This is a genomic window from Paraburkholderia sp., assembly GCF_036488505.1.
Classification (GTDB): domain Bacteria; phylum Pseudomonadota; class Gammaproteobacteria; order Burkholderiales; family Burkholderiaceae; genus Paraburkholderia.
The window spans coordinates 18,072-41,802 of the sequence record NZ_DASXHN010000201.1; the positions used below are offsets into that span (position 1 = coordinate 18,072).

A 23,731-nucleotide genomic window follows, 5' to 3' on the forward strand; every position below is an offset into this window, starting at 1 on the left:
CTGCGCCAGACATGACTTCGAATGTTGTGGCGGATGCACGATGATCCACCTGCTGTTGCGGATCCAATGAGTTCCTGAGTAACCTGTAAAGCACGCATTCGCCGGACCGTCAGATGCATTGCCTCCTGCGTACAGCATGGGTTGCATCAGTAGTCAGCCGAGGACGTCATGAACGCAGAACTCCCCGATGCACGGCGGGTTTGCCGATTAGCCGGCGCTGCATTGACCTGCTGTGTGCTTGCGCTTTCACTGCCGGCGTGTCAACGGCAGCCCGAAACGGCCAGCGGCGATGCCAGGCCGGCCGTGCAGCTTACCAAGCTCGAACCCGCCGATGCATCGGCCATTCGCATCTTCACAGGACGGGTCGAGCAGACCAGTATCTCGCCGCTCGCCTTCCAGGTACCGGGCCGCGTCGTGCAGATCGCGGTGCTCGAAGGGGCATCGGTCAAACGCGGACAGCTGATCGCGCGTATCGATGACGAGCCCTACAAGCTGCAGCTCGAACGCGCCAACGCACAGTACCAGCAGTTGAGCGACAACCTGAAGCGCCAGGCGGTGCTGCGCAAGGACGGCATCCTGTCGCAGGCGGCGTATGAGCAGTTGTCAGCGTCGACGGACGCCGCGCGCGCAGCCCGTGACCTGGCTAACCGCGATCTGCGCAATGCCCGGCTCGTCGCGCCGTTCGATGGCCGGCTCGCGCGTCGCAACATCGAGATCGAGCAGACCGTGCAGGCGGGCGCGCCGGCATTCAATTTCGAAAACCTCGGCCGCGTCGATATCGGCGTCGACCTTCCGCAGAGCATTGCTGAGCGGCTGTGGGTCGACACGACGCTGCGGGCAGAAGCGTGGCTGCCCGAGCGGCCGCAGACCCGCTTTCCTCTGGTCTTCCGTGAGCGGACGACGCAAACCAGCCCGGCTTCTTCCGGCTATCGGCTGGTCTTCTCCATCGAGGGACAGCAAAGCGCGATGCTGTTTCCCGGCATGGCGTTGCGTGTGCAGATTTCCGATACCGCACGCCAGGTCGCGCAGCGCGATCGCGCCTATCTTGCCGTTCCCATGGCCGCCGTGTCGATCGGCGCTGACGGTCAGCGCAGTCTGTGGCGCTACGATGCCGCGTCGGGCCGCGTGCATGCGGTGCCGGTGAATGTGAGTGAAATCCGCAATGACGATGCAGTCGTCGCGGGCGCGGTAGTGCAGGGCGATCGGGTGGTGGCAGGCGGTTCCCAGTTCATGAAAGAGGGGATGGCTGTCCGTCCATTGGACGCACCTCAATGAACCTCGCGCGCCCCCTTATCGAAAAGCCGCTGATCGCGTGGGTGCTGACACTCATCTCATTGTTGGGTGGCCTCTTCGCGTACTACAACATCGGCAGGCTCGAAGACCCCAACTTCACGATCAAGGCCGCGGTCGTCGTCACCCTTTACCCCGGTGCAAGCGCGCACGAAGTCGAGCAGGAGGTGACGGACCGGCTCGAAAGCGCGATCCAGCAGATGCCGCAGATGGAGAAGCTGACTTCACGCTCGATGCCCGGCTACTCGGAAATCCGCGTACAGATTCGCGACCAGTTCACGTCGGCGCAATTGCCGCAGGTGTGGGACGAGTTGCGCAACGCGGTTTCCGACGCGCAGGTGCGTTTGCCTCCGGGCGCCGGCCCGACGATCGTTGCCGACCGCTTCGGCGATGTCTACGGGATGTTCTACGCGCTGACCGGCGAAGGCTACACGCAGGCGCAACTCTATGACTACGCACGCGAACTGCGCCGGCAGTTGCTGACGCTCGACGACGTGTCCGACATCGTGATCGCCGGCAACCAGCAGGAGCAGATTTCGGTCGACGTCGACCAGTCACAACTGATCGCCAATAACCTGTCCACCGACGATCTCGCGCAAACGCTCTTCCTTCAGAACGAGGTACGTGCGGCGGGCCGCGAACGGGTCGGCGATCTGCAACTGCGGATTGCGCCGAGCGGATCGCTCGATTCGCTGCAGGCCGTTCGTTCGCTGCCGGTCGGCAATACACCGGGGCCGCTTCTGCTTGGCGACATCGCGCGGGTGAGCCACGGCTATGCGGCGATTCCGAACCAGATCATCCGATACGACGGGCACCCCCGCGGTCACGATCGGCATCAGCGCGCGGCCTCGGGTCAACGTGGTGAGGGTCGGTCAGGAAATCAACGCGAGACTCGTTGAACTGGCGCGCGAGCGCCCGATCGGCATGGAACTGCATTCGCTCTACGATCAGCCGCAGGTGGTCGACGAAAGCGTGCGAGGCTTTATCTTCGATGTGCTGTTGTCGGTTGCGATCGTCGGCGTGGCGCTGGGCATCGGGCTGGGCTGCCGCGCGGGGGTGGTACTCGGCGTCGAGCTGTTCCTGTCGATTCTCGGCACGCTGCTGGTGATGTACGCGGCGGGCATCGAGCTGCAGCGTATTTCGCTCGGTGCGTTGATCATCGTGATGGGCATGCTGACCGATAACAGTATCGTGGTGGTCGAGGGCATGCTCGTGAAGGTGCAGCGACGCATGTCGCATCTGCAGGCGGCGACCGAAATTCTGAAGCAAAGCCAGTGGGTGCTGCTCGCATCGACGGTGGTCGGGATTCTCGCGTTCTCGGGAATCGGCCTGTCGCCGGACGCGGTCGGTGAATTTTGCGCGTCGCTGTTCGCCGTCGCGGCGATTTCGCTGCTATTTAGCTGGGTGGTCGCGATTGGGCTCACGCCGCTGTTCGGCACCTATCTGTTCCGGCCGAAAGACATCATCGACGCGGACCCGTTCGGATCGAAGCTTTATCAGCGCTATGGCGCATTGCTCGACTGGGTGACGGGCAAGCGCGTGATCGTGGTGGTCGCGCTGGTGGTGCTGACCGTGCTGGCGGGATGGGCGTTTCGCTTCGTCGAACAAAGCTTCTTCCCGGCGTCGACCACGCCGATCTTCTATGTCGACATGCGCTTGCCGCGTGGCGCCGATATCCGCGCGGTCGACGAAAAGAGCCGTCAGGTGGAGCAGGTGCTGCTCGAGCATGCGGGCGTCACCAACGTGCAGACCTATGTGGGCTCCGGCGCCACGCGCTTCTTCCTTGTCTACGATCCTGAGACGCGCGACCCGTCGTACGCGCAGTTCATCGTCGGCGTGCGGGACGCCGCAATCATCGACGACATGATTCCGGACATCGAGGCGGATCTGAAGAAGCGCTTTCCCGAACAGCATTGGACTGTCACGCGACCGAACTTCGGACCCGGCGGCGGGGCGGCGATCGAGGCGCGCTTCTCCGGTCCCGATCCCGCGGTGCTGCGCCATTTGTCGCAGCAAGCGCAGGACGTGCTGACAGCGGACGGCCGGATCATCGCGATTCGCGACGATTGGGAAACCCCGATCAGTATCGTGCGCCCGCAATTCGACGAATCGCGCGCGCGTTCTCTCGGTGTCACGCGCCGGCAGGTCGCCGACACGATGGCCTACGCGACCGCAGGCCTGAGGGCGGGCATCTATCGCGAAGGCGATCAGTTGCTGCCGATCGTACTGCGTTCGCCCGATTACACCCGTGGTGTGGCTGGTCTGCCGGACCTCCAGGTGTTCAGCGCGGGGCTGCGCCGTTATGTGCCGCTCGGCGATGTGGTCGACGGCTTCACGATCGGTACCGAGGAAGGCCAGATTGCACGGGAGGACCGTATTCGCACGCTCACGGTATCGGCCAATCCGATATACGGGCAGAACAGCGTCGACGCGTTCAACCGCATCCGCCGGAGAGTCGAGGCCATCGAGCTGCCTCCCGGCTATCGCTTCGAATGGGGCGGCGAGCATGAATCGTCGACACGCGCGCAGGAGAGTCTGTTCCGTCAGTTGCCGCTTGGCCTTATCGGCATGGCGCTGCTCGTGCTGATGATGTTCGGGCGGCTGAAGCCGGCGCTCGTCGTGCTGCTCGTGGTGCCGATGTCGATCTGCGGCGTGACGCTCGGCCTGCTGACATTCCGCGGCGCGTTCGGTTTCATGGCGCTGCTCGGCCTATTGAGCCTGATCGGCATGCTGATCAAGAACGGTGTGGTGCTGGTTCAGGAGATCGACGATCAGATCGCCGCCGGTGTGCCGCGCATGCAGGCGGTCGTGCACGGTTCGATGAGCCGTCTGCGGCCCGTGGTCCTATCGGCGGGCACGACGGCGCTCGGGATGGCGCCTTTGTTGTGGGATCCTTTCTTCAAGGACATGGCGATCACCATCATGTCCGGCCTGGCTTTTGCCACGGTACTCACGATGGTCGCCGTGCCCGCCCTGTATGCGATGCTGTTTTCGATCAAGCAGGCGGAATGGGAGCCGGGTCGACATCCGGAGGCAGAATGATCCGCGCGTGTCCTTATCTTCTTGCGATCGCGGCGTTGCTGCTTGAAACCGGCTGCGGGTCGTTGCAGCTCGATCGACCCGCCGAGCTTCCCGGGCAATATGCGGAGGCACAACCGGCCGCGGCCACGCCGATGTCCGCGCACGATCTTGCGACGTGGTGGACCCAGTACAACGATCCAACGTTGAACAGGCTTGTCGAGCTCGCGCTCGCGCATAACTTCGATATCGCGACGGCTTATGCACGCGTCGACCCGGTGCAGGCGGGCATTCGTGCGGCTCGCTCGCAGCTGTTGCCATCGGTTGGCGTGGGCGTGAGCGCCGCGAAGTACCACGGCGGTGAAACGCAGCTGGAGTTCGAGGAACTGCTCGGCATCAACAATACCGATGCGCAGTTCTGGCGTGTCGGCTTACAGGCGCAATGGGAGATCGACCTGTTCGGGCAAGGCCGCGCGCGGCTCTCGGCGACACGCGAACAGGCCCGCGCGGCAGCGGGCGACGCCGAGGCGGTGCGGCTAAGCGTCGTTTCGGGCGTCGCGGATCTGTACGTTACGTATCGCGGGCTGCTGCGTCAGCGCACGATCCTCCAGCAAAGCCGCGTGATCGCGGACGACTTCGTGCAGATCGCACAAAAGAGCTTTACCGCGGGCCTCGTGCTCGGCACCGACATCGAAGCGGCGCGCGCCGGCCGCGCGCAAGTCGATGCGCGTTTGCAGGAAGTGGAGACCGGCATTGCCCAGGCGCGGCTCAATCTGCAGAACCTGTGCGGGGTACAGCCCGCGCAATTCGCCGGGATGCTGGACGAAAGCGACACGTTGATGACGGCGCTGCCGGCGATCGAGCCGGGCCAGCCCGTCGACCTGCTGATGCGGCGCCCCGATCTGATTGCGGCACAGGCGCGTGTGAACGCAGCGGTGAGGCAATCGGATGTCGCGCGGCTCAATTACTGGCCGACCGTGTCGCTGAGCGGGCTGCTCGCGCGCAACGGCTGGGAAATCGCCGGCCAAAGCCTCGGGCCGAGCACGTTCTGGCTGTTCGGCGCGGCGATGGCGATGCCGCTGATCGATTTCGGCGCGCGGCGATCGCAGGTGGAGTCATCGGACGCACAGGCGCAGCAGGCGATGTTCGCGTATGAGAAGACCGCGCTGGGCGCGCTTTACGACGTCGAACGCGCGCTGGCGCGTTTGAACCGGCAGGACGAACTGTTCAGGGCGCGCAACGAAGAAGTGACGCGGCGCACTACGCAGTTGAGCCAGGTGCAACGTCGCTATGAAGTGGGCGATACGGGTCGTGTCGATATCGATCAGGTTCGCGTGGCATTACTCGAAAGCCAGTCGTCGCAGGTGACGGAAGAGGCCGGCAAGCTGCAGGCGCAGTTCGCACTGTTCAGGGCAATGGGCGGTGGCTGGCTAGCCAATCCGCCGGCGGTGGCGAACGCGCCAGCGCCGGCCTCGCAGTAATACGGAGGATCGTCGACGATGACAAGCCAGGTCCAGACGAAACTGTCGCTGCCCGCGTTGACCGCGATGGTCGTCGGGTCGATGGTGGGCGCGGGGATTTTCTCGTTGCCGCGCAATTTCGCGCGCGCAACCGGGCCGTTCGGAGCGGTGATCGCGTGGTGTGTGGCGGGCATCGGCATGTATGCGTTGGCACGCGTTTTTCAGGCGCTTGCCGAGCGGCGGCCCGAGCTCGATGCGGGCGTGTTCGCGTACGCGAGAGCGGGCTTTGGCGACTATGCGGGCTTCCTGTCCGCGTTCGGCTACTGGATGGCCGGCTGCTTCGGCAACGTGTCCTACTGGGTGCTGATCAAGTCGACACTTGGCGCGTTCGTTCCGGCATTCGGCAACGGCAATACGGCGATTGCGATCATCGTGTCGTCAGTAGGCATCTGGCTATTTCATGCGGTGATGCTGCGAGGCGTGCAGCAGGCGACGATGATCAATACGGTGGTTACGGTCGCGAAGATCATTCCGATCGTGCTGTTCATCATCATGCTGATCGTGCTGTTTCGCGCCGGGATGTTCCATTCGAATCTCCGGGAATGCAGCGCCGAAATCGGTGCGGGTCTGTTTTCGCAGGTCCGGGCGACGATGCTCGTCACCGTGTTCGTGTTTGTCGGCATCGAAGGCGCAAGCGTGTACTCGCGCTACGCGAAGAAGCGCTCGGACGTTGGCACGGCGACGATCACCGGCTTCGTGGCCGTCCTATGCCTGTTGGTGCTCGTGACGCTACTGCCTTTTGCGACTTTGCCGCGGGCCGATATTGCGGTAATGCGCCAGCCATCGATGGCCGCGGTGCTCGGCGCTTTACTCGGTCCATTCGGCGTCGTGTTCGTCAGCGTGGGGCTGATCATTTCCATTCTCGGTGCCTACCTCGCTTGGTCGCTGATCTGCGCCGAGGTGCTGTTCGCCGCCGCTCGACTTGAGACGATGCCGCGCATTTTCGCGCGGCAAAACGACCGCAAACTGCCGGTCGCGGCGATCTGGCTCACCAGTACCGTCGTGCAGTTGTTCGTGATCAGCACGTACTGGTCGAACGACGCGTTTGCGCTGATGCTGAATCTGACGAGCTCGATGGTGCTGGTTCCGTACTTGCTCGTCGCCGCCTATGGGATCAAGGCCGCGCGCCATGACAGCGCGCAAAGCGGAGGCGCGTTGACCGGCGCGTTGCGCACCGAGTACCTCGTCGCGGGGTTTGCGACGTTGTACACGGCCTTTCTGCTATTCGCCGGCGGTGTCAAATTCCTGACACTATCGGCGCTGCTCTATACACCAGGCACGGTACTGTACGTGCTAGCCAAACGGGAACGCGGGCTGCGGGTGTTCTCCAGGGCGGAGTGGATCATCTTCGCGGTCGCGCTGTGCGGCGCGATCGCCGCGTTGGCGGGTCTCGCAACCGGCGCGATTGTCATCTGAGCGGCCGATTGTCGTACTCGCGCGAGGGCGGTTGAACCGCCGCTGTGCGCGGGACGTACTGCGCGTGTTTCGCGCGCTGAGCGGCGGGCCGGAACGGTTGCGGGAGACCGTTCGCCGCTGATGTGGTCTTTTACACCGTCACTTCGCTGTTTGCGGCGGCGCCTCTTTTGAGCGCGGGAATCGCCGCTTAAGCCTGTCTTAAGGACGCGGCTTCCATAGTTTGGTGTTGCGCTCCTGATCCCGCGACGCAGGTGATGGCTTGTCGGCCACTCCTTCGCCTCGGCCGGCCACGGCGCACGTTCCCGCGGCTCGACCGCATGGCTCGCGTTGCCATTAACTTCATGAACATCCACCGAATCCTGGAGCGAGCCGGTCTGCGGCCCACGCTTCCACGCCTGCTGGTGCTCGAGTTTTTTCATCAGCGCGCGCACGAGCATTTCAGCGCCGAGCAAGTTTACAAAAGCCTGAACGGCGAGACGCGCAATATGAGTCTCGGCACGCTTTATCGCGCGCTGGGCCTGCTCGTCGATAGCAAACTGCTGAGCAGCCTGGCGCTCGGCGAAGACCGGCTGGTCTACGAACTCAACGACGGCAAGCCGCACGATCACTTCGTATGCACCGCATGCGGCGGCATCCGCGAGTTCTTCGACGAGCAGATCGAAGCGCGTCAGCGCGCGGTGGCCAATGAATTCGAATTCGACGTATCGCGACGGCAATTGGTGCTGTTCGGCCGGTGCGCCGAATGCAGAAAAGCCAGTCTCAGCGCGCGCACGGTCATCCCGAACTAACGAGCGGCAACGCGAGGCCATGCGTGCGGCACCGCTGCGCGAGCGGGCGGTGCAGGTCACACGTTCGCGGCGATTGCTTCTCCAACTTGTCTGCCTGTTGCGGCCAAGCCGCGGGACTGCAACCAGACGGACATGCACAACAATCCGATCTTTCATACACGCCAAATTTATTGATTGGCTTTCGACCGAGAGAATGAAATCGAAAGCCTCGCGCTTTCCCATTCCGTTAATCGTCGATCTTTTTGATATTGATCGAATTGCGACATCGTGAGGAGGCGAGAAGAATGAAAATGTCCGGGAAAGAGAAGTCTGCAACAACGCAGGCGCTACTGGCGTTTGCGAGTCTCACCAGGAAGGAGGAGCAGCAGTTCATCTCGACGATGAACGTGCTGCTTCAGGCGTCTCCGAAACGGCGAAGGGAAATCATCGACCGGATCAGGGAGGAGGCTTCGACAGGCACAGAAATGCGCGCCGCTTCCTCTGCGCATGGAAACGCAGCAGAGTAGCGGCCAGGCTATATGACTGCTGTCTGGCGCGCGTTAATCTGGCCGTTTCGGCGCATTCCTTTAACCTCTCTTCGAAACAGATGGCAGTCGCCTGTGAATTCATCGCGACCGTCAATGCCAGCATCGGCTACAACTGGCCACTCGTCGGTCGCTTGAACACCGCAAGACATCGAGCGTGCAGGCTGCGAGTGCACGCAACCATCCGCTCTGACGTCAGCTCGGTCACGCGCTGGTCTCCATTTGGACATATAGGAATCTTCTTAGCTGGTCCATCCACGGCGGATCATATAATGCCCCACGCATTTGACAGGCTAGTTTAAATCCTTGCAACGCGCGTGAGCAATCGTGTCCGAACTGCTTGCCTGGTTCATTTGCGTTGCGTCAATCCGCGGCCATCTGGTCGTTACCTTTAGCGACACTATTGAAGATCACCAAAAGCTAATCCTGTCGCGCGGTCGCGGTCGTCATCAGAATCCTTCAGGGCAGCTCTTTGCGCGGTAGCCAAGCTCGGCTAAACCCGACTCGAGAAATCGCGTCAATCGTCGCGGGTAGCAGCTTATCGCGCCTGAACGATCTTCCGGTGCGAAGCGACTGCCGCGTTCGTGGATGAGTCGGTCGCAAGCAACCAGGCCGAGTCTTATTCACTCGGCGATGTGGAAGAACGTCGAAGTTAAGTAGCGATGCGTGCGTGTGCTTACCCTGCCGAAATTTTCATCAACCTGGTTTTGGAGCACGAATGAGAAAGATACGACTAGGTATTGCCGACGATCACCCGTTTGTTTTGCTCGGGGTCGAGCACATTATGTCGCGATGTCCGGACATCGAGATCCACTTCAAAAGTGAAAGCATCGGCCAGCTGCTTGAACTGTTGGCTCAAATTCCCGTGGACGTGCTCGTGTGCGACTACGAATTCGAGGGCGACCCATATGCCGATGGCCTGAATCTTCTCGACCGCATTCAGCGCATTTCTCCGGCCACACAAGTTCTGTTTCTGAGCGCGCACAGCTCCACATATATCGTTTCGGCCGCGCTCAGTGCGGGGGCGGCTGGGTTCGTCGGCAAGGGACGCGAGGGGCTAGCCAATCTCGCCGCAGCCGTTCGTACCGTCAGGGCCGGTAGCGTATACCTGCCCGATTCACTGGCAACAAAGATGCAGTCCACGGTGCGCCGTACCGGCGAAACTGACGCATCCCGCAACGCCTTATCTGAAAAAGAGGCGACGGTCGTAAGAATGATCTGTAACGGCATGTCAATTGGCGCAATCGCCGAGAGGCTCAAGCGCAGTCCCAAGACTGTGAGCAATCAGAAGAACGCGGGAATGAAGAAGCTCGGAGTCAGAAACGACGTCGAGCTCGTTGCCATCATGCGGGAGTTTTGCTCGTAGCCTTCGTCGCCGTGTTCCTCAGACCTGTTCCGACAGCTTGTGCAGTTTTCCGTGCTTGCGCGAACGGATATACATTTTGGGCAATCGCCCATTAACAGCTGTCCGTCGCGATGACATCATTCCTCTACCTTGAAGATCGCTGAATACCTCGGCTTTACCAAGGTTGGTAGTTTGAGATAGCAACAGGATGAGGAATCAATCGATGAAAAAACAAGTCAAGCACCTGACGCTCGCAATGCTCGGTTTGGCCGTTGCACCGATGGCTTTTGCACAAATGGCGCCCGGCACTGGTCAGGTAACGTTCAATGGCGAACTGTACGATGACACCTGTGTAATCGACGCCGGCGACGACGATAAGACCGTTACGCTGCCTACCCTTTCCACTCAGTCGCTCGCTGCTGCCGGGCAAGTCGCTGGCTCCAGGATGTTCGAGATTTCGGTGTCGCAATGCCCTGCGACGCTGACTAGCGTTGCCGCTCATTTCGAGACCACGAATATGAGCCCGAACACTCGTAATGCCGTGAACCAGGCTAGCGCTTCCCCCGCAGGGAACGTTGAAGTCCAGCTGCTGGACCGGGACGGTACGACGCCGATCAAACTCGGCAGCACCGGTACGTTTGTCCCGATTGATGCTGCCTCCGGCACCGCCGAAATGAGCTACGGCGGCCAGTACTACGCAACGGCACCCACCACGGCCGGTAACGTGACGGCGATCGTGCGCTATACGCTGGCATACCAGTAAGCATCAAAGCCGAATGACATCGGGTTGCTTTCCATTTGGCGGGCAGCCTGACTCGACATTTCAGCTGTTTGATCGCTTGGAGGGGCGTATGCGTTCAATGAAACTCCGTATTTTGGCGGCCGCCGCAGTTGTTTGCAGTGCAGCGACTTTCGCCGCACACGCCGCTATCACGATTACCGGCACACGAGTCGTCTATCCAGCTGGAAACCGCGAGGTCAATGTTCGGCTCAACAACGTCGATAGTCGACCCGTGCTCGTTCAGGCCTGGCTCGACGACGGCAACGCTGCAGCCGCACCGAATGAAATCAAGGTGCCGTTCACGCTGCTGCCTTCAGTATTCAGAGTGGAGCCTCAGCGCGGCCAGGCTTTGCGAATCATGTTCACCGGCGGCGATATGCCGAAGGACCGTGAGTCCGTGTACTGGTTGAACGTGCTGGAGATCCCGCCTAAGCCTAAGGATGCCGATGAGCGAAATATGATCCAGCTTGCTTTCCGTACTCGCATCAAGATGTTTTATCGGCCCGCTTCGTTGCTCGATGACCCGACAGCGGGGCGCGCGCTTCTCAAATGGCATGTCGAGGCAGACGACAAAGGCGAACGCGTTATCCGGTTGGACAATCCGTCGCCTTACTACATTTCCATCGGTAGCGCGGAAGTAGCCGCCGGAAATAGCAGGGTTTCGTTGCGGCCTGATATGGCACCTCCTTTCGGCCATGTCGATCTCGTACCGGAGGCAGGAAAGCTCGATATCAGAGCGCCTGCAACGATCTCATACACCGTCCTGAACGATTTCGGTAGTCCGATCAAGGATTCGGCAGAGGTTCTGCCAACACAGAACACACCAGTGCAGAAAGACCAATAATCAGATTACGGGATGTCGTGCGTGCGGAATAAGAAAGCGGCAGTAGGATCGGTATTAGGTAGCTTCCCTTTCCGGTGTCATCCGCTGGCTTGGGCGGCGATTGTAGCGTCAGGATGTTGGGCATTCTCGGCGGATTCCGCGTTTGCCTCCTGTTCGACTGACGGTTCAGGCGCAGAGATGGCCGGCGATTGTGCGGCCCCCGAGTTGCCACCACAGGCTGCGGAAACTGGCCCGGTGCCCCCGCTTGACGGCGTCGTTCGCAACACGCTGCTTCCCGCCGCCGCTCCAGTGGAAACCCCTCAGGAAGTCGAGTTCAATCCTGCGTTCTTTACTGGCAATGTAGCCGATCTGTCGCGCTATACGCGAGGCAACCCCGTCGCGCCTGGCCTTTATCCGCTTGAGCTGTTCGTCAATGGTAAAAAGCGCGGGCGCCTGGAAGTCCTGTTTCGGGAGGTGCCGGGCTCTGATATCGCCGCGCCGTGCTTCACGATGCCGGCGCTGGACCGCATCGGTGTCGATACCAGCCGCGTAACCGACCGGCTTAGGGAAGCCGGGAAAAATCAGCTTGACGCGGCGGAGTCTTCGTCGTTGTGTATCCCGCTATCACAAGCCGTGCCGGGATCAGCCGCGTCGTTCAACACCGCTGATCTGCAACTCGATCTCTCAGTGCCTCAGATTGAGTTGCGCAAAGAAGCCGCCGGATACGTCGATCCGTCCCGGTGGGATAACGGCATCAACGCCGGTTTCCTGCAATACAACCTGGCGAGCTATGCTAGCCATCAGAACCGCGGTGCGGATCTGAACAGCGTGTATCTCGGCCTGCAGAGTGGGATCAATATCAACGGCTGGCGTCTTCGCCAGTGGTCCACCGCGAACTGGCAGAACCGCTCGCCGGATGCGCATTGGCAAAACGTCGCGTTGTTTGCGCAGCACGACATTACGTTGCTCAAAAGCCAATTTACGATTGGTGACAGTTCGACGAGCGGCGACGTATTCGATTCGTTCAACGTGCGCGGCGTGCAGATTTCCACCGACGACCGCATGCTGCCGGATTCGGTGAGGTCTTACGCGCCGGTCGTGCGGGGTGTCGCCGAGACCAACGCACGCGTTACGGTACGTCAGAACAACATCATCGTGACGGAGACCAGCGTGCCGCCGGGCCCGTTCGAACTGAGCGACCTGCCGGCCACAGGCTACGGTGGCGATCTGCAGGTCACGATAACGGAAGCCGACGGTCGTCAACGAACTTTTCTCGTGCCGTTTGCCTCTGTGCCGCAGTTGCTGAGACCTGGCGTCTCGCGCTTCAGCATAACGACGGGTACCTATCGCGACACCGTGCTCGATGCCCATCCTTGGGTCGCCCAGGGCATCTATCAGCGAGGTATGACGAACCTTTTGACTGGCTATACCGGCGCTCAGTTTTCCGACGGCTACTGGGCCGGTCTTGTCGGTATCGCGCTCAATACGCCACTTGGCGCTGTCGCGTTGGATGTTACCGCGGCGGGCACCCAGGTATCGGGCGTGTCTAACGGTCGCCCAGGTTATAGCGCGCGAATTAGTTACAGCAAGCTTGTTCCCGGAACAAACACGAATTTTTCCGTTGCTGCGTACCGCTATTCCACCGCGCGCTTCTACAGCCTGCGCGACGCCATCTACGCGCGCAACAATACGGCGGCAAACGCGAATGTGTACGACTATCGTACGCGCAGCCGCCTGCAGCTGAATATCAATCAGCCGATCGGCGAGTCCAGTTCGCTTTATATCGCCGGTAGTTCACAAAACTATTGGGGCAGTGCCAAAGGGTATGACCTGCAGTATCAGGTCGGCTTGAACAGCTCATATAAGCGCATCGCCTATTCGCTGTATGCGCAGCGCTCGCGTCTGCAGAACTCACGGCTGAGCACGCAGGTTGGCATAAATCTCACCGTCCCGTTAGGACGGGTCGATTCGAATGCGAAGCACATGTTCGACTACCTCAGCACGAACCTGTCGCGCAGCTCGGACGGCGACAGTACGCTTCAGGCCACGGCTTCGGGCAGCACAAGTGGCGCGACCCCGGTCAACTACGGTGTCAATGCGTCGCGGATCGTCTCCGCTGACAACCGCACCGTTTCCGCAGGCGGCTATGCGATGTACCGCGGGCGGTATGGTACCTACAACGGCAACGCGTCGATCAGTAACCAGGCCCGTCAAGCCGCCTTCAATGCCGACGGGGCGGTGGTCGTGCACAGTGGCGGCGTGACATTGAGTCCGCCGCTTGGCCAGGCGTTTGCACTGGTCGAGGCGAAAGGGGCGGAGGGCGGACGGATCATCAATGGCCAGGGTGCGCGCATCGACAACAACGGCTATGCGGTGTTGCCGTCGTTGATGCCTTACCGCGTCAATACGGTGGCACTCGACCCGAGCGACGTGTCGCTCAACGTTGAACTCGGCAATACGAGCGAGGAAGTGGTGCCGCGCGCCAATTCGCTCGTTAAAGTGAAGATCGCGACAACACAGGGCACGCCCATTTTCGCGGAGGTCGAGGACCCGCAAGGCAACAGTTTGCCGATGGGCGCGGAGCTGTTCGACGAATCCGAAAAATCGGTTGGCATCGTCGGTCAGGGCGGCCTGGCCTACCTGCGCGGCCTCGACGATCACGGCAAGCTACGCGTGCGCTGGGGTACCGGCGCTGCCGAGCAGTGCGTGATGGCTTATACGATCCCGGACGAAAAGACGGACAACAAGACTGATAGCAACCCGCATTCGGCGATCGTCGCTCGTATCAAGTTGACTTGCGATCCGGCTCTGATCTGGTCCCCGCCGCCGGAGCAGCGCGCCGTGAATGCCGCTGTGGGTGCGGCTCCTGCCAGTTCTCTTCAGTGATCTGCGAATCGCGATGCGCACGTGTCGTCGCGCGTCATGGTTCCAATGATTGTGCCGACAGTGGAGGTCGGGAAATGAACCACATTGAGAAATACTTGCGGATTGCAGGCCTGATGCTTGGCCTGATGGCCGGCATTCTGGCTGTGCCCGCGCAAACTGTCGCGCAGTCTTCGCCTTCGGTCAGGCTTGATTTCACCGGTAACTACGTCGCAACAACCTGCCAATTGTCCGGCTCGCCCGACATGACGGAAACCTTGCCGCGCGTTTCGACGCAGTCGCTTGCCACACCAGGGGCGGTCGCTGGCGAGAAGGATTTCACCATCACAATGCAATGCCCGAGCAACGTGACAGGCGCGCGCGTTTATTTCGAAAGCGGGCCGGCTACTGACCCGGTAACCGGGCATTTGAACCCGCAAACCGTTAGCGGTGTGACGTCAGCCTCGAACGTGCAGATCAGGCTCGCGAATTCGGATGGTACGCCGATCAGGGTGGGCGACCGGTCGACGATGAAGATCATTCCGATCACCTCCACAGACCCAACGCCGGCTACGTTCTTTGCAAGCTACTACTCAACTGGGCATGCCACTGCAGGCAGGGTGAACACTTTCGTGACCTATGTTCTGGAAGTGCCTTGAGGCTGGCTACGAATGCGCTCCTCTTCAATAATGTCTAACCCAATCGCTACGCTGATGCGACCTACTGCGCTGCACGCGGCTTTGCTGCTCGGTGGCGCGGAGATTCCGGCACTCCATGTCTGGCGTGCGCGCTGTAGCGCGCTAGTCGAGACATTACGGCAGGCCATGGAGGACGTGCAATGTCCGGCAGCGTGCATCGACGAAGTCAGCCTCGCTCAAAGCGTATTGCTCGACGAACTGACGTTGCGTGCGTTACCCCGTTCACAACATGGCGAATGGTCGCGCGAATCCTTGCAGATGCGCTTTCATGGACTGAGCGACGGCGCGTCACGGGTCTGGCAGTGTATCGACGCGTTGCTTGATAACGGCCGTCATGATCGAGCGGCACTCGAGTTGTACGGCGTTCTCCTTGCGCTAGGCTTTTGCGGAGGTCGAACTGATGCAGATGCCTGTCGGCGCCGGGTGAAATTGGCGGTGAGCGGGCCGGTGTTTGGTTGGGGCGCGGCGCCCGTAGCGGCGGCGACCATCGTCTCACCGCCGCAGCGTCCGGACAACTCGTATGCGCGGCTTATACCGAGGGTGTCGCGCACACGCTTGATTGTCATCGGTTCGATCGTCGCCGCCATCGCCATCCTCGCGTCACTATAGATCGTGTGCAATGCAAGCCATTACGCCACGATCGGACGTCTGCCGCGCGTATTTGATGCACGACTTTTCCGGGTGCTGGCGCTCATCGTGACTTTCGCAGTCTGCTACCGCTCGCCGCTGGCGCTGTTTGCGCTTTTCGTCATCGGCCTGATATCGCTGTGGGTGGCGAGCGATTCTCTCCCGGTGTCGCCCGTATCGCTGAGGTCGTTTTTGCTGACGGCGTTGGGTGCAGCCGCTCTCCTTGCCTGCAGGCGACGGCCCGTGGATCGCAACGCTGACCCAATGAGCCCGGACGAACCGCGCGAATTGCCTGTGATTCTCGTCGCTGGGCCTTATGCCGCGGCGGCGTTTGAAGGCGGTGCGCGGACATCCACGCTGCGCCGCACGAGCGATGCGCTGTGGATGCTTGTCAAGACGCCGGATGCACTGGCGGCATCGATTGCCACCATCAAGGATTCACATCAGCGGCAGCCAACTGCCGTGCTGATGCCCGTCCTTGCCGACGGCGACCGCGACGACGCGGTGATTCGCCAGGAATTTTCCCGTTGGCGGTATGAACTCGAACAAACCGCGCATGATCGCGCGCGCGTGTTGCCTTGCTATATCGCGATCTACGGGTGTCTCGGAGCGAAGGATGACGGTGCAGCGCATCGCATATGGTTCGGCGACGTCATGGACATATCGTCGACCAGCGCGCCAATTCAACACGCGCGGCACGCTGTCAGCGTGATCCGGCACCAACTGGACCGGGCATGGCTTGCGATGGCACGACCTTCGCTGGCGACACACGCCGCGCTCGGGCACGCGGTGTTCGACTGGCTCGAAGATGCCGCGCTGTTGTCGATTCTTTCATCGCTCGCGAACACCGCGCCATTGTCCTTGCGCGGGTTGTTGCTGTCCGACCTCGGGTATTCGCCAGTGCATGCCGGCGCGTGGACGCGTTGGCTGACCAGCAAGACCGGCCTGCAGCCGTGTCCGATACCCCCGGACAGACAACCGCTGCCGCTGCCGCTGCCCAGCATCACGGCGCAAGCGTGTGTGCGTCGGGCCACAATGAGCGGCCGGCATAGGCCGCGTTGGTTAGGGTCGCCCGCAACCGCTGCACTGGCCGCTTTGCTGGTGGCGTGGATCGGCGCGTCGGTCTGGATGCAGAGCCGGCCGGCCGTGGGCGTCGCTGGCGAGGCCGATGCCTTCTTGCCCCCGCCCGCGGCGCAGGCGGATAGGCAGCGCGAGCAACCGGAAGTGTTGCCTGGCCAGCACGCCGAGTTGCGCCGCCACGCGAGCGCCGGCGTGGCCACCGGGCTCGACGCGGCACGGCATCAGGAAAAAGCATTGCAAGCCGCGCCAGAGTATATCGGCTCGAAATCCGGCCCACCGAGAGGCGTGACGATCGACAACCTGGCGCTGTTCGATAGCGGCAAGACCGCACTGAAGTCAGGTGCCGAGCCGAAACTCAAGGCCGCTCTCGATCTGATTCTCGCGAACCCGGGCAAGCGAATTATGATCGCGGGCCATACGGATGATGTCGGCACGAGCGCCGCGAACCTGGCGCTTTCCGAGGCGCGAGCGCGCGCTATTAGAGACTGGTTTGTCGACACTGCCTCGTTGCCTGTCACACGCTTCGCGATTCAGGGTTACGGCGATACACGCCCAGTCGCCAGTAACCAAGATAGCATCGGCCGAGAAGCGAACCGTCGTGTTGAAATCACCTTGGTGCCCGACTCGCGAGCGGATTGAAGCCGCTCGGCGCCAGTTAGCCCGCACTTTCCTCGTCTCACACGTCAGCCGATTCAATCAATAAGGACGAGACGATCCATTTTTGGGCAACTGCCCATGTCCTTCGGCGACTCTTCTACTTAATATCTTTGCTTTGCGGTTGTGCTTCTTCGAAGCTTGCTGAATCGCCGCTTGTCCTTTTTCTTTAGTGAATAAAGTCAGAGCAATATGCCGGTTTCCAACAGTTCTCAAAAGTTCATCGCACGTAATCGTGCGCCCCGGGTTCAGATCGAATATGACGTCGAAATCTACGGTTCGGAAAAGAAGGTCGAACTGCCGTTTGTGATGGGCGTGTTGGCCGACCTGTCGGGCAAGCCGCTCGAGCCGCTGCCTGCCGTTGGCGATCGAAAATTCTTCAGTATCGACATCGATAACTTCGACGAACGAATGAAGGCCATGAAGCCGCGGGTTGCTTTCGCGGTTCCCAACACGCTGACGAATGAAGGCGAGTTAATGGTCGACATGACGTTCGAAAGCATGGACGACTTTTCGCCTGCCGCCGTCGCGAAGAAAGTCGATGCGCTCGCGCAGTTGCTCGAGGCACGCACGCAGCTCGCTAATCTGCAAACTTACATGGACGGTAAAAGCGGCGCCGAGAACCTCGTCAGCAAGGTTCTGAAGGACCCGGCGCTGCTCGAGGCGCTTGCGAAGACGCCGAAACCGGCGAGGTTGCAGAACCCGCAAGCGGCATCCGCCGACGAGCCGGCAGTCAACGAGTGATTTGTGCTTTCCCAGAAAGCAGAGCCTGAACCAGTGGGGAAATGATGGCCCAACGCCAATCGAAGATTCAAGCCGAGGCAACCTCGAGCGTCACCAGTCAATCCGATTTCAACGCGCTGCTGTCACGCGAATTCAAGCCGAAAACAGAGCGCGCGCGCGAAGCAGTTGAAAACGCGGTGCAAACGCTCGCGCAGCAGGCGCTGCTCACCGCTGCAACCGTCTCCGACGACGCATACAAGAACATCGAATCGATCATCGGTGAGATCGATCGTAAGCTTTCCGAGCAAATCAATCTTATCCTGCATCACGACGAATTCCAGCAACTGGAAAGCGCATGGCGCGGCCTGCATCATCTCGTTACGAACACAGAAACCGACGACCAGCTGAAGATCCGCTTCATGGACGTCTCGAAGGAAGACCTGCGTCGTACGATGAAGCGCTACAAGGGCATCGCGTGGGACCAGAGCCCGTTCTTCAAGCAGGTTTACGAAGAGGAATACGGCCAGCTTGGCGGCGAGCCCTACGGGTGTCTCGTGGCCGACTACTACTTCGACCATACGCCGCGCGATGTGGATTTGCTCTCGTCAATCGCAAAGGTGGCGGCGGCATCGCATGCGCCGTTCATTAGTGGCGCGGCGCCGTCGGTGTTGCAAATGGACTCGTGGCAGGAACTCGCGAATCCGCGTGACCTGACGAAGATCTTTACGCAGAACCTTGAGTACGCGCCGTGGAACTCGCTGCGCAACTCGGAAGACTCGCGCTACATCGGTCTCGCGATGCCGCGTTTCCTGTCGCGTCTGCCGTACGGCGTCACGACGAATCCAGTCGACGAATTCAATTTCGAGGAAGCAACCGACGGTTCCGATCATCGAAAGTACGTGTGGTCGAACGCGGCCTACGCGATGGCAGTGAACATCAACCGTTCGTTCAGGAAGTACGGGTGGTGCACGCTGATTCGTGGCGTCGAAAGCGGTGGCGTGGTCGAAAACCTGCCATGCCACTCCTTCCCGACCGACGACGGTGGCGTCGACATGAAGTGCCCAACCGAAATTGCCATTTCCGACCGTCGCGAAGCGGAACTGTCGAAAAACGGCTTCATGCCGCTGATCCATCGCAAGAACACCGATTACGCGGCGTTTATTGGCGCGCAGTCGCTGCAGAAGCCGGTCGAGTATCACGATCCGGATGCAACCGCGAATGCGAACCTGTCCGCGCGCCTTCCGTATCTTTTCGCCTGCTCGCGCTTTGCGCACTACCTGAAATGCATCGTGCGCGACAAGATCGGCTCCTTCAAGGAACGCGACGAGATGCAGCAGTGGCTCAACGAGTGGGTCATGAACTATGTCGATATCGATCCGGCGAATTCGTCGCAGGAAACCAAGGCACGTCGACCACTGGCCGCTGCGGAAGTGGTGGTCGAAGACGTCGAAGGCAATCCCGGCTACTACCAGGCGAAATTCTTCCTGCGCCCGCACTTCCAGCTCGAAGGTCTGACGGTGTCGCTGCGCCTTGTCGCGAAGCTGCCGATCGTGAAAGAGGCCGCTTGAGCGCAGCCTACCGCTTATTCCGTGATATCCGGTGACAGCCGGTAACTGAGCGAGAGGCAGGCGCTCATTAAATATGCCTGACTTGATTGAACATCTTTAATAGCTACAAGTCGCAAGGAGTAGTTTCATGGCGCAAGACATCTTTCTCAAAATCAACGGGATCGATGGTGAGTCGACGGACGCGACCCATAAGGACGAAATCGACGTCCTGAGCTGGTCGTGGAGCGTGACCCAGCAATCCAACATGCACGTCGGCTCCGGCGGTGGTGCAGGTCGTGCAACGGTCGATGACCTTTCGTTCGTACACTACATCGATCGTGCGACCCCCAACCTGACGCAGTACTGCCTGACCGGCAAGCATATCGACGAAGCGAAGCTCGTTGTGCGTAAGGCGGGGGGTAATCCGCTCGAGTACATCAAGCTCACGATGAACGATGTGCTGGTCACCGCGGTGGAGCCGTCGGGAGTGAGCAATAGCGAGTCGCGTCCCAGCGAAAAGGTGCGTCTGTCGTTTGCCCGCCTGAAGCAGGAGTACGTGGTTCAGAACGCACAAGGCGGGAGCGGCGGTGCGATCACGGCAACGTTCGATATCAAGAAGAACAGCGCCTAATTCATATGCGTTGCTGAATTGGGATCCTCGCTGAAACGCTTGGCGGGGAGACCAGCGTTCGCCAGGGCGTCGGGCTGTATGCCGTCGCCCTGGTTAATTCGTTCAGAGCGACGCGTAAGATCACCTCGACTCCGCTAGATGGTTCCAAACTTATTTTCCCGCTTCACAACGTGGCTGCGCATTACGAGCTGGCTGGCACTGAGCGGAGTAAGCATAGGGTTGACAGCGTGCAGCAGCACTCCTGCTCCTGTGTTCAAGGAACAGACGAACCTGCGGTTGCGGATAGCCGCAAGCGACAACGTCAATCCGAACGAGTGGGGCAACGCAGCGCCGATCCAGGTCCGGGTCTATGAGTTGAAGTCCGCGACGGCATTCGAGAGCGCCGACTTCTTCACGCTGCACGGCGAGGACAGGAAAGTCCTTGGCGACGACGCGCTGGTTGTCGACGAATTCATTCTGCGCCCCGGTGAACAGCGCGACCTGATGCGCAAATCTAACCCTGCTACCACTGTGATTGGCGTGCTCGCCGGCTACCGGGAGCTTGCCAAATCCGTGTGGCGTGCGGTGTACCGGTTGCCGGTTGCACCCGACGCCGCGTGGTATCGGGTGGCTATTCCAGACAAGGAACAGAAACTGATGATCCAGCTTCACCAGCGCGCTGTTTCGGTTTCAAAGACAGATCAATTTCGATGAGTTGGTATAACAAGGTTGTGTGGAGCGAAGGTCTGTTCCTGCGTCCACAGCTGTTTCAGCAGCAGGAGCGATACCTCGAGTCGCTCGCGCACCGGCGCAGTGCGCCGCTAAGCCCGTTTTTTTGGGGCTTCGGCCGGTATGAAATCGACCAGGAATCGCTCGCGTTCGGCAAGCTCGTGTTCAAGAGCGGGCTCGGCGTGTTTCCCGACGGCACGCCGTTCGACGTGCCGGGTCTGACGCCGCCGCCGCCGCCGCTGACGATCGGCGCGGAGCATCGGGACCAGGTAATTTACCTGGCAGTCCCGCTGCGTCTGCCCAATACCGAGGAAACCGCCTTTACCGAGCAGAGCGGATCGCTGTCGCGTTACCTCGCGTACGACATGGAGCTGCGTGACAGCAACGCGATCGGCCAGGGTCCGAAGCCGGTGCAACTGGCGAACCTGCGTCTGCGGCTATTGCCGGAGAAGGAGCTGACGCAGTCGTGGATTGGCATTGCGCTGACGCGCGTGAAGACTTTGCATGCCGATGGCGCCGTGTCGCTGCACAATTCCGAGCACATTCCTCCGGTCACCGGCTGCGGTGCGAATCCGCTTCTGCGCGAATGGACGATGCAGCTGCACGGTCTCGCCAGGTTGCGCGCTGACGCGCTGGCCGCCCGTCTTTCCGGCGCCGACGGCCGCGCGGGCGCGGCCGCGGAAGTGGCCGACTATCTGCTTCTCCAGGTGCTCAACCGCTATGAGCCACTGCTTGAGCACATCTGCCAGCTGGAGGAAACGGCACCCGTTAATCTGTATCGGGAGCTCGCCCTCTTTGCCGGTGAGCTGTCCACGTTCGTACGTCCGCAAACACGGCGGCCGGCCCCCGCACCCGGTTATGACCACGCACAGCTGTACCACAGCATCAAACCGCTCGTCGACGAGGTTCACCATCTGCTGAACCAGGTGCTGATTCGCGGCGCGCAGCCGATTGCGCTAACGGAACAGGCGCACGGTATTCGCACCGCCGCGGTCCTGCCGACCGAGCTGGCCGGCTATTCGAGTGTCGTGCTCGCGGTGGGCGCGCAGATGCAGCCGGAGTTGCTGCAGCAGCAGTTCCTCGCGCAGACGAAGATCAGCCATCCGCAGCGTTTGCAGGAGCTGGTTCGCTCGTTATTGCCCGGGCTGACGATCGTGCCGCTGCCGGTGCCGCCGCGCCAGATTCCATTCAACTCCGGTTTCATCTATTTCGAGCTTTCACGCACCGGGCCTTTCTGGGAGCAGATCGCGCGTCATGGTGGTCTCGCGATGCATATTGGCGGCCATTTTCCGGAACTCAAGCTTGAACTGTGGGGCGTGCGTCACAAATGAGTACAGGCGCATACGCAGACGACGCGTTCGACTTTCTGACGACCGCGGACAACGCCGCTTCGGGGAAGGATCTGCCATCGGCCTTGCCGTCGGTCGGCCCATCGGCGGCAGCCACTGCCGGCCAGCAGCCGGTCGTCGAACCGGCCGCGTTTGATCCGGCCGCGTTCGATCCGCCGGAAGATCTGCAAACGCGTGTCGAACGTACGCGGGCGGCGCAGAACCCATTACGCGAAGCTGCGCAGCCGCTGCTCCGGATGCTGGCGGACATGCCGGCCGAGCTTGATTCGCCGGCCGCGATGGCGGCCCTGCGCTCGCTGCTCGTACGCGAAGTCGCCGCGTTCCAGAAAGTCTGCGATAAGGCTCATCTGCCATGGAAGCACGTGGCGGCGGTTCGCTACGCGCTATGCACCGCGCTCGACGAAGCCGCGAACCGCACGCGCTGGGGCGGCGGTGGCGCGTGGGCCACGCGCAGCCTGCTGATCACGTTCGAAGGCGAAGTCGACGGCGGTGAGAAGTTCTTCTTGCTGATTGGGCGTATGGCGACCGATCCTCAGGAATACATCGACGTACTCGAAGTGACATACCGCGTTCTCGGCCTTGGTTTCGAGGGGCGCTATAGCGTGGTCGTCGATGGTTCGCGCCATCTCGAACAGATCCGCCAGCGCTTGCTGACGCTGATCAGCGGCGCGCGCGACACGATGCGTCTTGAACTGTCGCCTCACTGGCGCGGTGAGGAGCCCGGCAAGATGCCGCTCCTGAAAAGCGTGCCGGTGTGGGCGACTGCAAGCGTTGCCCTGCTGTGCGTGTTCTCGATTTTTGCCTGGTACAAGTACCGGCTGTTGTCCGAAAGCCATGCGCTCGAGGCGAAGATTGTCGCAATCGGGCATCCGGTGGAGATCAGGGCGGAGGTGCCCGTCGCGCGTGAGCGACTGCGTCTGTCGGCGCTGCTCAAAAATGAGATTGCGCGCGGCCAGCTGACAGTCGACGAAGATCAGCGCAGCAGTCGAGTCGTTTTCCGCGGGGACGATATGTTCGTTGCGGGACAAAGCCGCATGCGACCGCAACTCGACCCCGTGTTGGCAAGGGTGGCGCGCGAGGTCGTGCGTGTCGGCGGCCATGTCACCGTGACCGGGCACACCGACAACCAGCCGATTCATACCGTCGAGTTTCCGGACAACCAGGCGTTGTCAGAGAAGCGCGCGGCGTTTGTCGCCGACGTGCTCAAGGCGCACGGCATGCCTGCCGCTCGCATCGTTGCAATCGGCAAGGGCGATACACAACCTCTCGCGGACAACACCACGGCGGAAGGTCGTTCCCGCAATCGACGCGTGGAAGTCCTCGTCGCGCCATAACGGGAAAGCCTGA

General features: G+C 61.0%; 20 protein-coding genes. All 20 read left to right on the forward strand.

Translation table 11 applies throughout. The annotated features are described in order from the left end of the window. Positions 1-303 precede the first annotated feature (303 nt). On the forward strand, positions 304-1,275 hold the full coding sequence (locus VGH68_RS11950; protein WP_331603831.1) for an efflux RND transporter periplasmic adaptor subunit: 972 nt from the start codon (positions 304-306) through the stop codon (positions 1,273-1,275). After that, positions 1,272-2,189 (forward strand): efflux RND transporter permease subunit, encoded by a 918-nt coding sequence (locus tag VGH68_RS11955; RefSeq protein ID WP_331603832.1) that lies wholly within the window; start codon positions 1,272-1,274, stop codon positions 2,187-2,189. Before VGH68_RS11950 ends, VGH68_RS11955 begins: the two co-directional genes overlap by 4 nt. Beyond that, the gene (locus VGH68_RS11960) at positions 2,149-4,332 is read left to right on the forward strand and encodes an efflux RND transporter permease subunit (protein ID WP_331603850.1); all 2,184 of its coding nucleotides are present in this window, start codon (positions 2,149-2,151) and stop codon (positions 4,330-4,332) included. The genes VGH68_RS11955 and VGH68_RS11960 overlap by 41 nt, the downstream gene beginning before the upstream one ends. Then, a complete protein-coding gene (locus VGH68_RS11965; protein ID WP_331603833.1) occupies positions 4,329-5,789 on the forward strand; it encodes an efflux transporter outer membrane subunit in 1,461 nt (486 codons plus the stop codon). Before VGH68_RS11960 ends, VGH68_RS11965 begins: the two co-directional genes overlap by 4 nt. Positions 5,790-5,807: 18 nt before the next feature. After that, complete coding sequence (locus tag VGH68_RS11970) at positions 5,808-7,244, forward strand: basic amino acid/polyamine antiporter (RefSeq protein WP_331603834.1); 1,437 nt, start codon at positions 5,808-5,810, stop codon at positions 7,242-7,244. A gap of 341 nt (positions 7,245-7,585) precedes the next feature. Next, on the forward strand, positions 7,586-8,032 hold the full coding sequence (locus tag VGH68_RS11975; protein WP_331603835.1) for a Fur family transcriptional regulator: 447 nt from the start codon (positions 7,586-7,588) through the stop codon (positions 8,030-8,032). 284 nt (positions 8,033-8,316) lie between these two features. Next, positions 8,317-8,538, forward strand: a complete 222-nt coding sequence (locus VGH68_RS11980) for a hypothetical protein (protein WP_331603836.1) — start codon at positions 8,317-8,319, stop codon at positions 8,536-8,538. 736 nt (positions 8,539-9,274) lie between these two features. Continuing rightward, on the forward strand, positions 9,275-9,922 hold the full coding sequence (locus tag VGH68_RS11985) for a response regulator transcription factor (RefSeq protein WP_331603837.1): 648 nt from the start codon (positions 9,275-9,277) through the stop codon (positions 9,920-9,922). A 202-nt stretch (positions 9,923-10,124) separates the two neighbouring features. Continuing rightward, positions 10,125-10,664 carry a fimbrial protein gene (locus tag VGH68_RS11990; RefSeq protein WP_331603838.1) on the forward strand — a complete coding sequence of 180 codons (540 nt, stop codon included), beginning with the start codon at positions 10,125-10,127 and terminating at the stop codon, positions 10,662-10,664. Positions 10,665-10,752: 88 nt separating this feature from the next. Then, complete coding sequence (locus tag VGH68_RS11995; protein WP_331603839.1) at positions 10,753-11,526, forward strand: fimbria/pilus periplasmic chaperone; 774 nt, start codon at positions 10,753-10,755, stop codon at positions 11,524-11,526. A 12-nt stretch (positions 11,527-11,538) separates the two neighbouring features. Further along, positions 11,539-14,391: a fimbria/pilus outer membrane usher protein gene (locus VGH68_RS12000; RefSeq protein ID WP_414696932.1), complete on the forward strand. Its 2,853-nt coding sequence runs from the start codon at positions 11,539-11,541 to the stop codon at positions 14,389-14,391. Positions 14,392-14,465: 74 nt separating this feature from the next. Continuing rightward, positions 14,466-15,026, forward strand: coding sequence for a fimbrial protein (locus VGH68_RS12005; protein ID WP_331603841.1), 561 nt, complete (start codon positions 14,466-14,468; stop codon positions 15,024-15,026). Between the two features lie 30 nt (positions 15,027-15,056). Further along, a complete protein-coding gene (locus tag VGH68_RS12010; RefSeq protein ID WP_331603851.1) occupies positions 15,057-15,674 on the forward strand; it encodes a DotU family type IV/VI secretion system protein in 618 nt (205 codons plus the stop codon). Positions 15,675-15,746: 72 nt separating this feature from the next. Then, positions 15,747-17,411, forward strand: a complete 1,665-nt coding sequence (locus tag VGH68_RS12015) for an OmpA family protein (RefSeq protein ID WP_331603842.1) — start codon at positions 15,747-15,749, stop codon at positions 17,409-17,411. A gap of 207 nt (positions 17,412-17,618) precedes the next feature. Continuing rightward, positions 17,619-18,170 (forward strand): type VI secretion system contractile sheath small subunit, encoded by a 552-nt coding sequence (gene tssB, locus VGH68_RS12020; protein WP_331603843.1) that lies wholly within the window; start codon positions 17,619-17,621, stop codon positions 18,168-18,170. 44 nt (positions 18,171-18,214) lie between these two features. Then, positions 18,215-19,717, forward strand: coding sequence for a type VI secretion system contractile sheath large subunit (gene tssC / locus VGH68_RS12025; RefSeq protein WP_331603852.1), 1,503 nt, complete (start codon positions 18,215-18,217; stop codon positions 19,715-19,717). A gap of 127 nt (positions 19,718-19,844) precedes the next feature. Beyond that, positions 19,845-20,327, forward strand: a complete 483-nt coding sequence (locus VGH68_RS12030; RefSeq protein WP_331603844.1) for a type VI secretion system tube protein Hcp — start codon at positions 19,845-19,847, stop codon at positions 20,325-20,327. A 138-nt stretch (positions 20,328-20,465) separates the two neighbouring features. After that, entirely contained in the window at positions 20,466-21,020 is a 555-nt protein-coding gene (gene tssJ, locus VGH68_RS12035) for a type VI secretion system lipoprotein TssJ (protein WP_331603845.1), read from the forward strand. Continuing rightward, complete coding sequence (gene tssK / locus VGH68_RS12040; RefSeq protein WP_331603846.1) at positions 21,017-22,366, forward strand: type VI secretion system baseplate subunit TssK; 1,350 nt, start codon at positions 21,017-21,019, stop codon at positions 22,364-22,366. Before tssJ ends, tssK begins: the two co-directional genes overlap by 4 nt. After that, a complete protein-coding gene (tssL, locus tag VGH68_RS12045) occupies positions 22,363-23,718 on the forward strand; it encodes a type VI secretion system protein TssL, long form (protein ID WP_331603847.1) in 1,356 nt (451 codons plus the stop codon). The genes tssK and tssL overlap by 4 nt, the downstream gene beginning before the upstream one ends. The last annotated feature ends 13 nt before the right edge of the window (positions 23,719-23,731 follow it).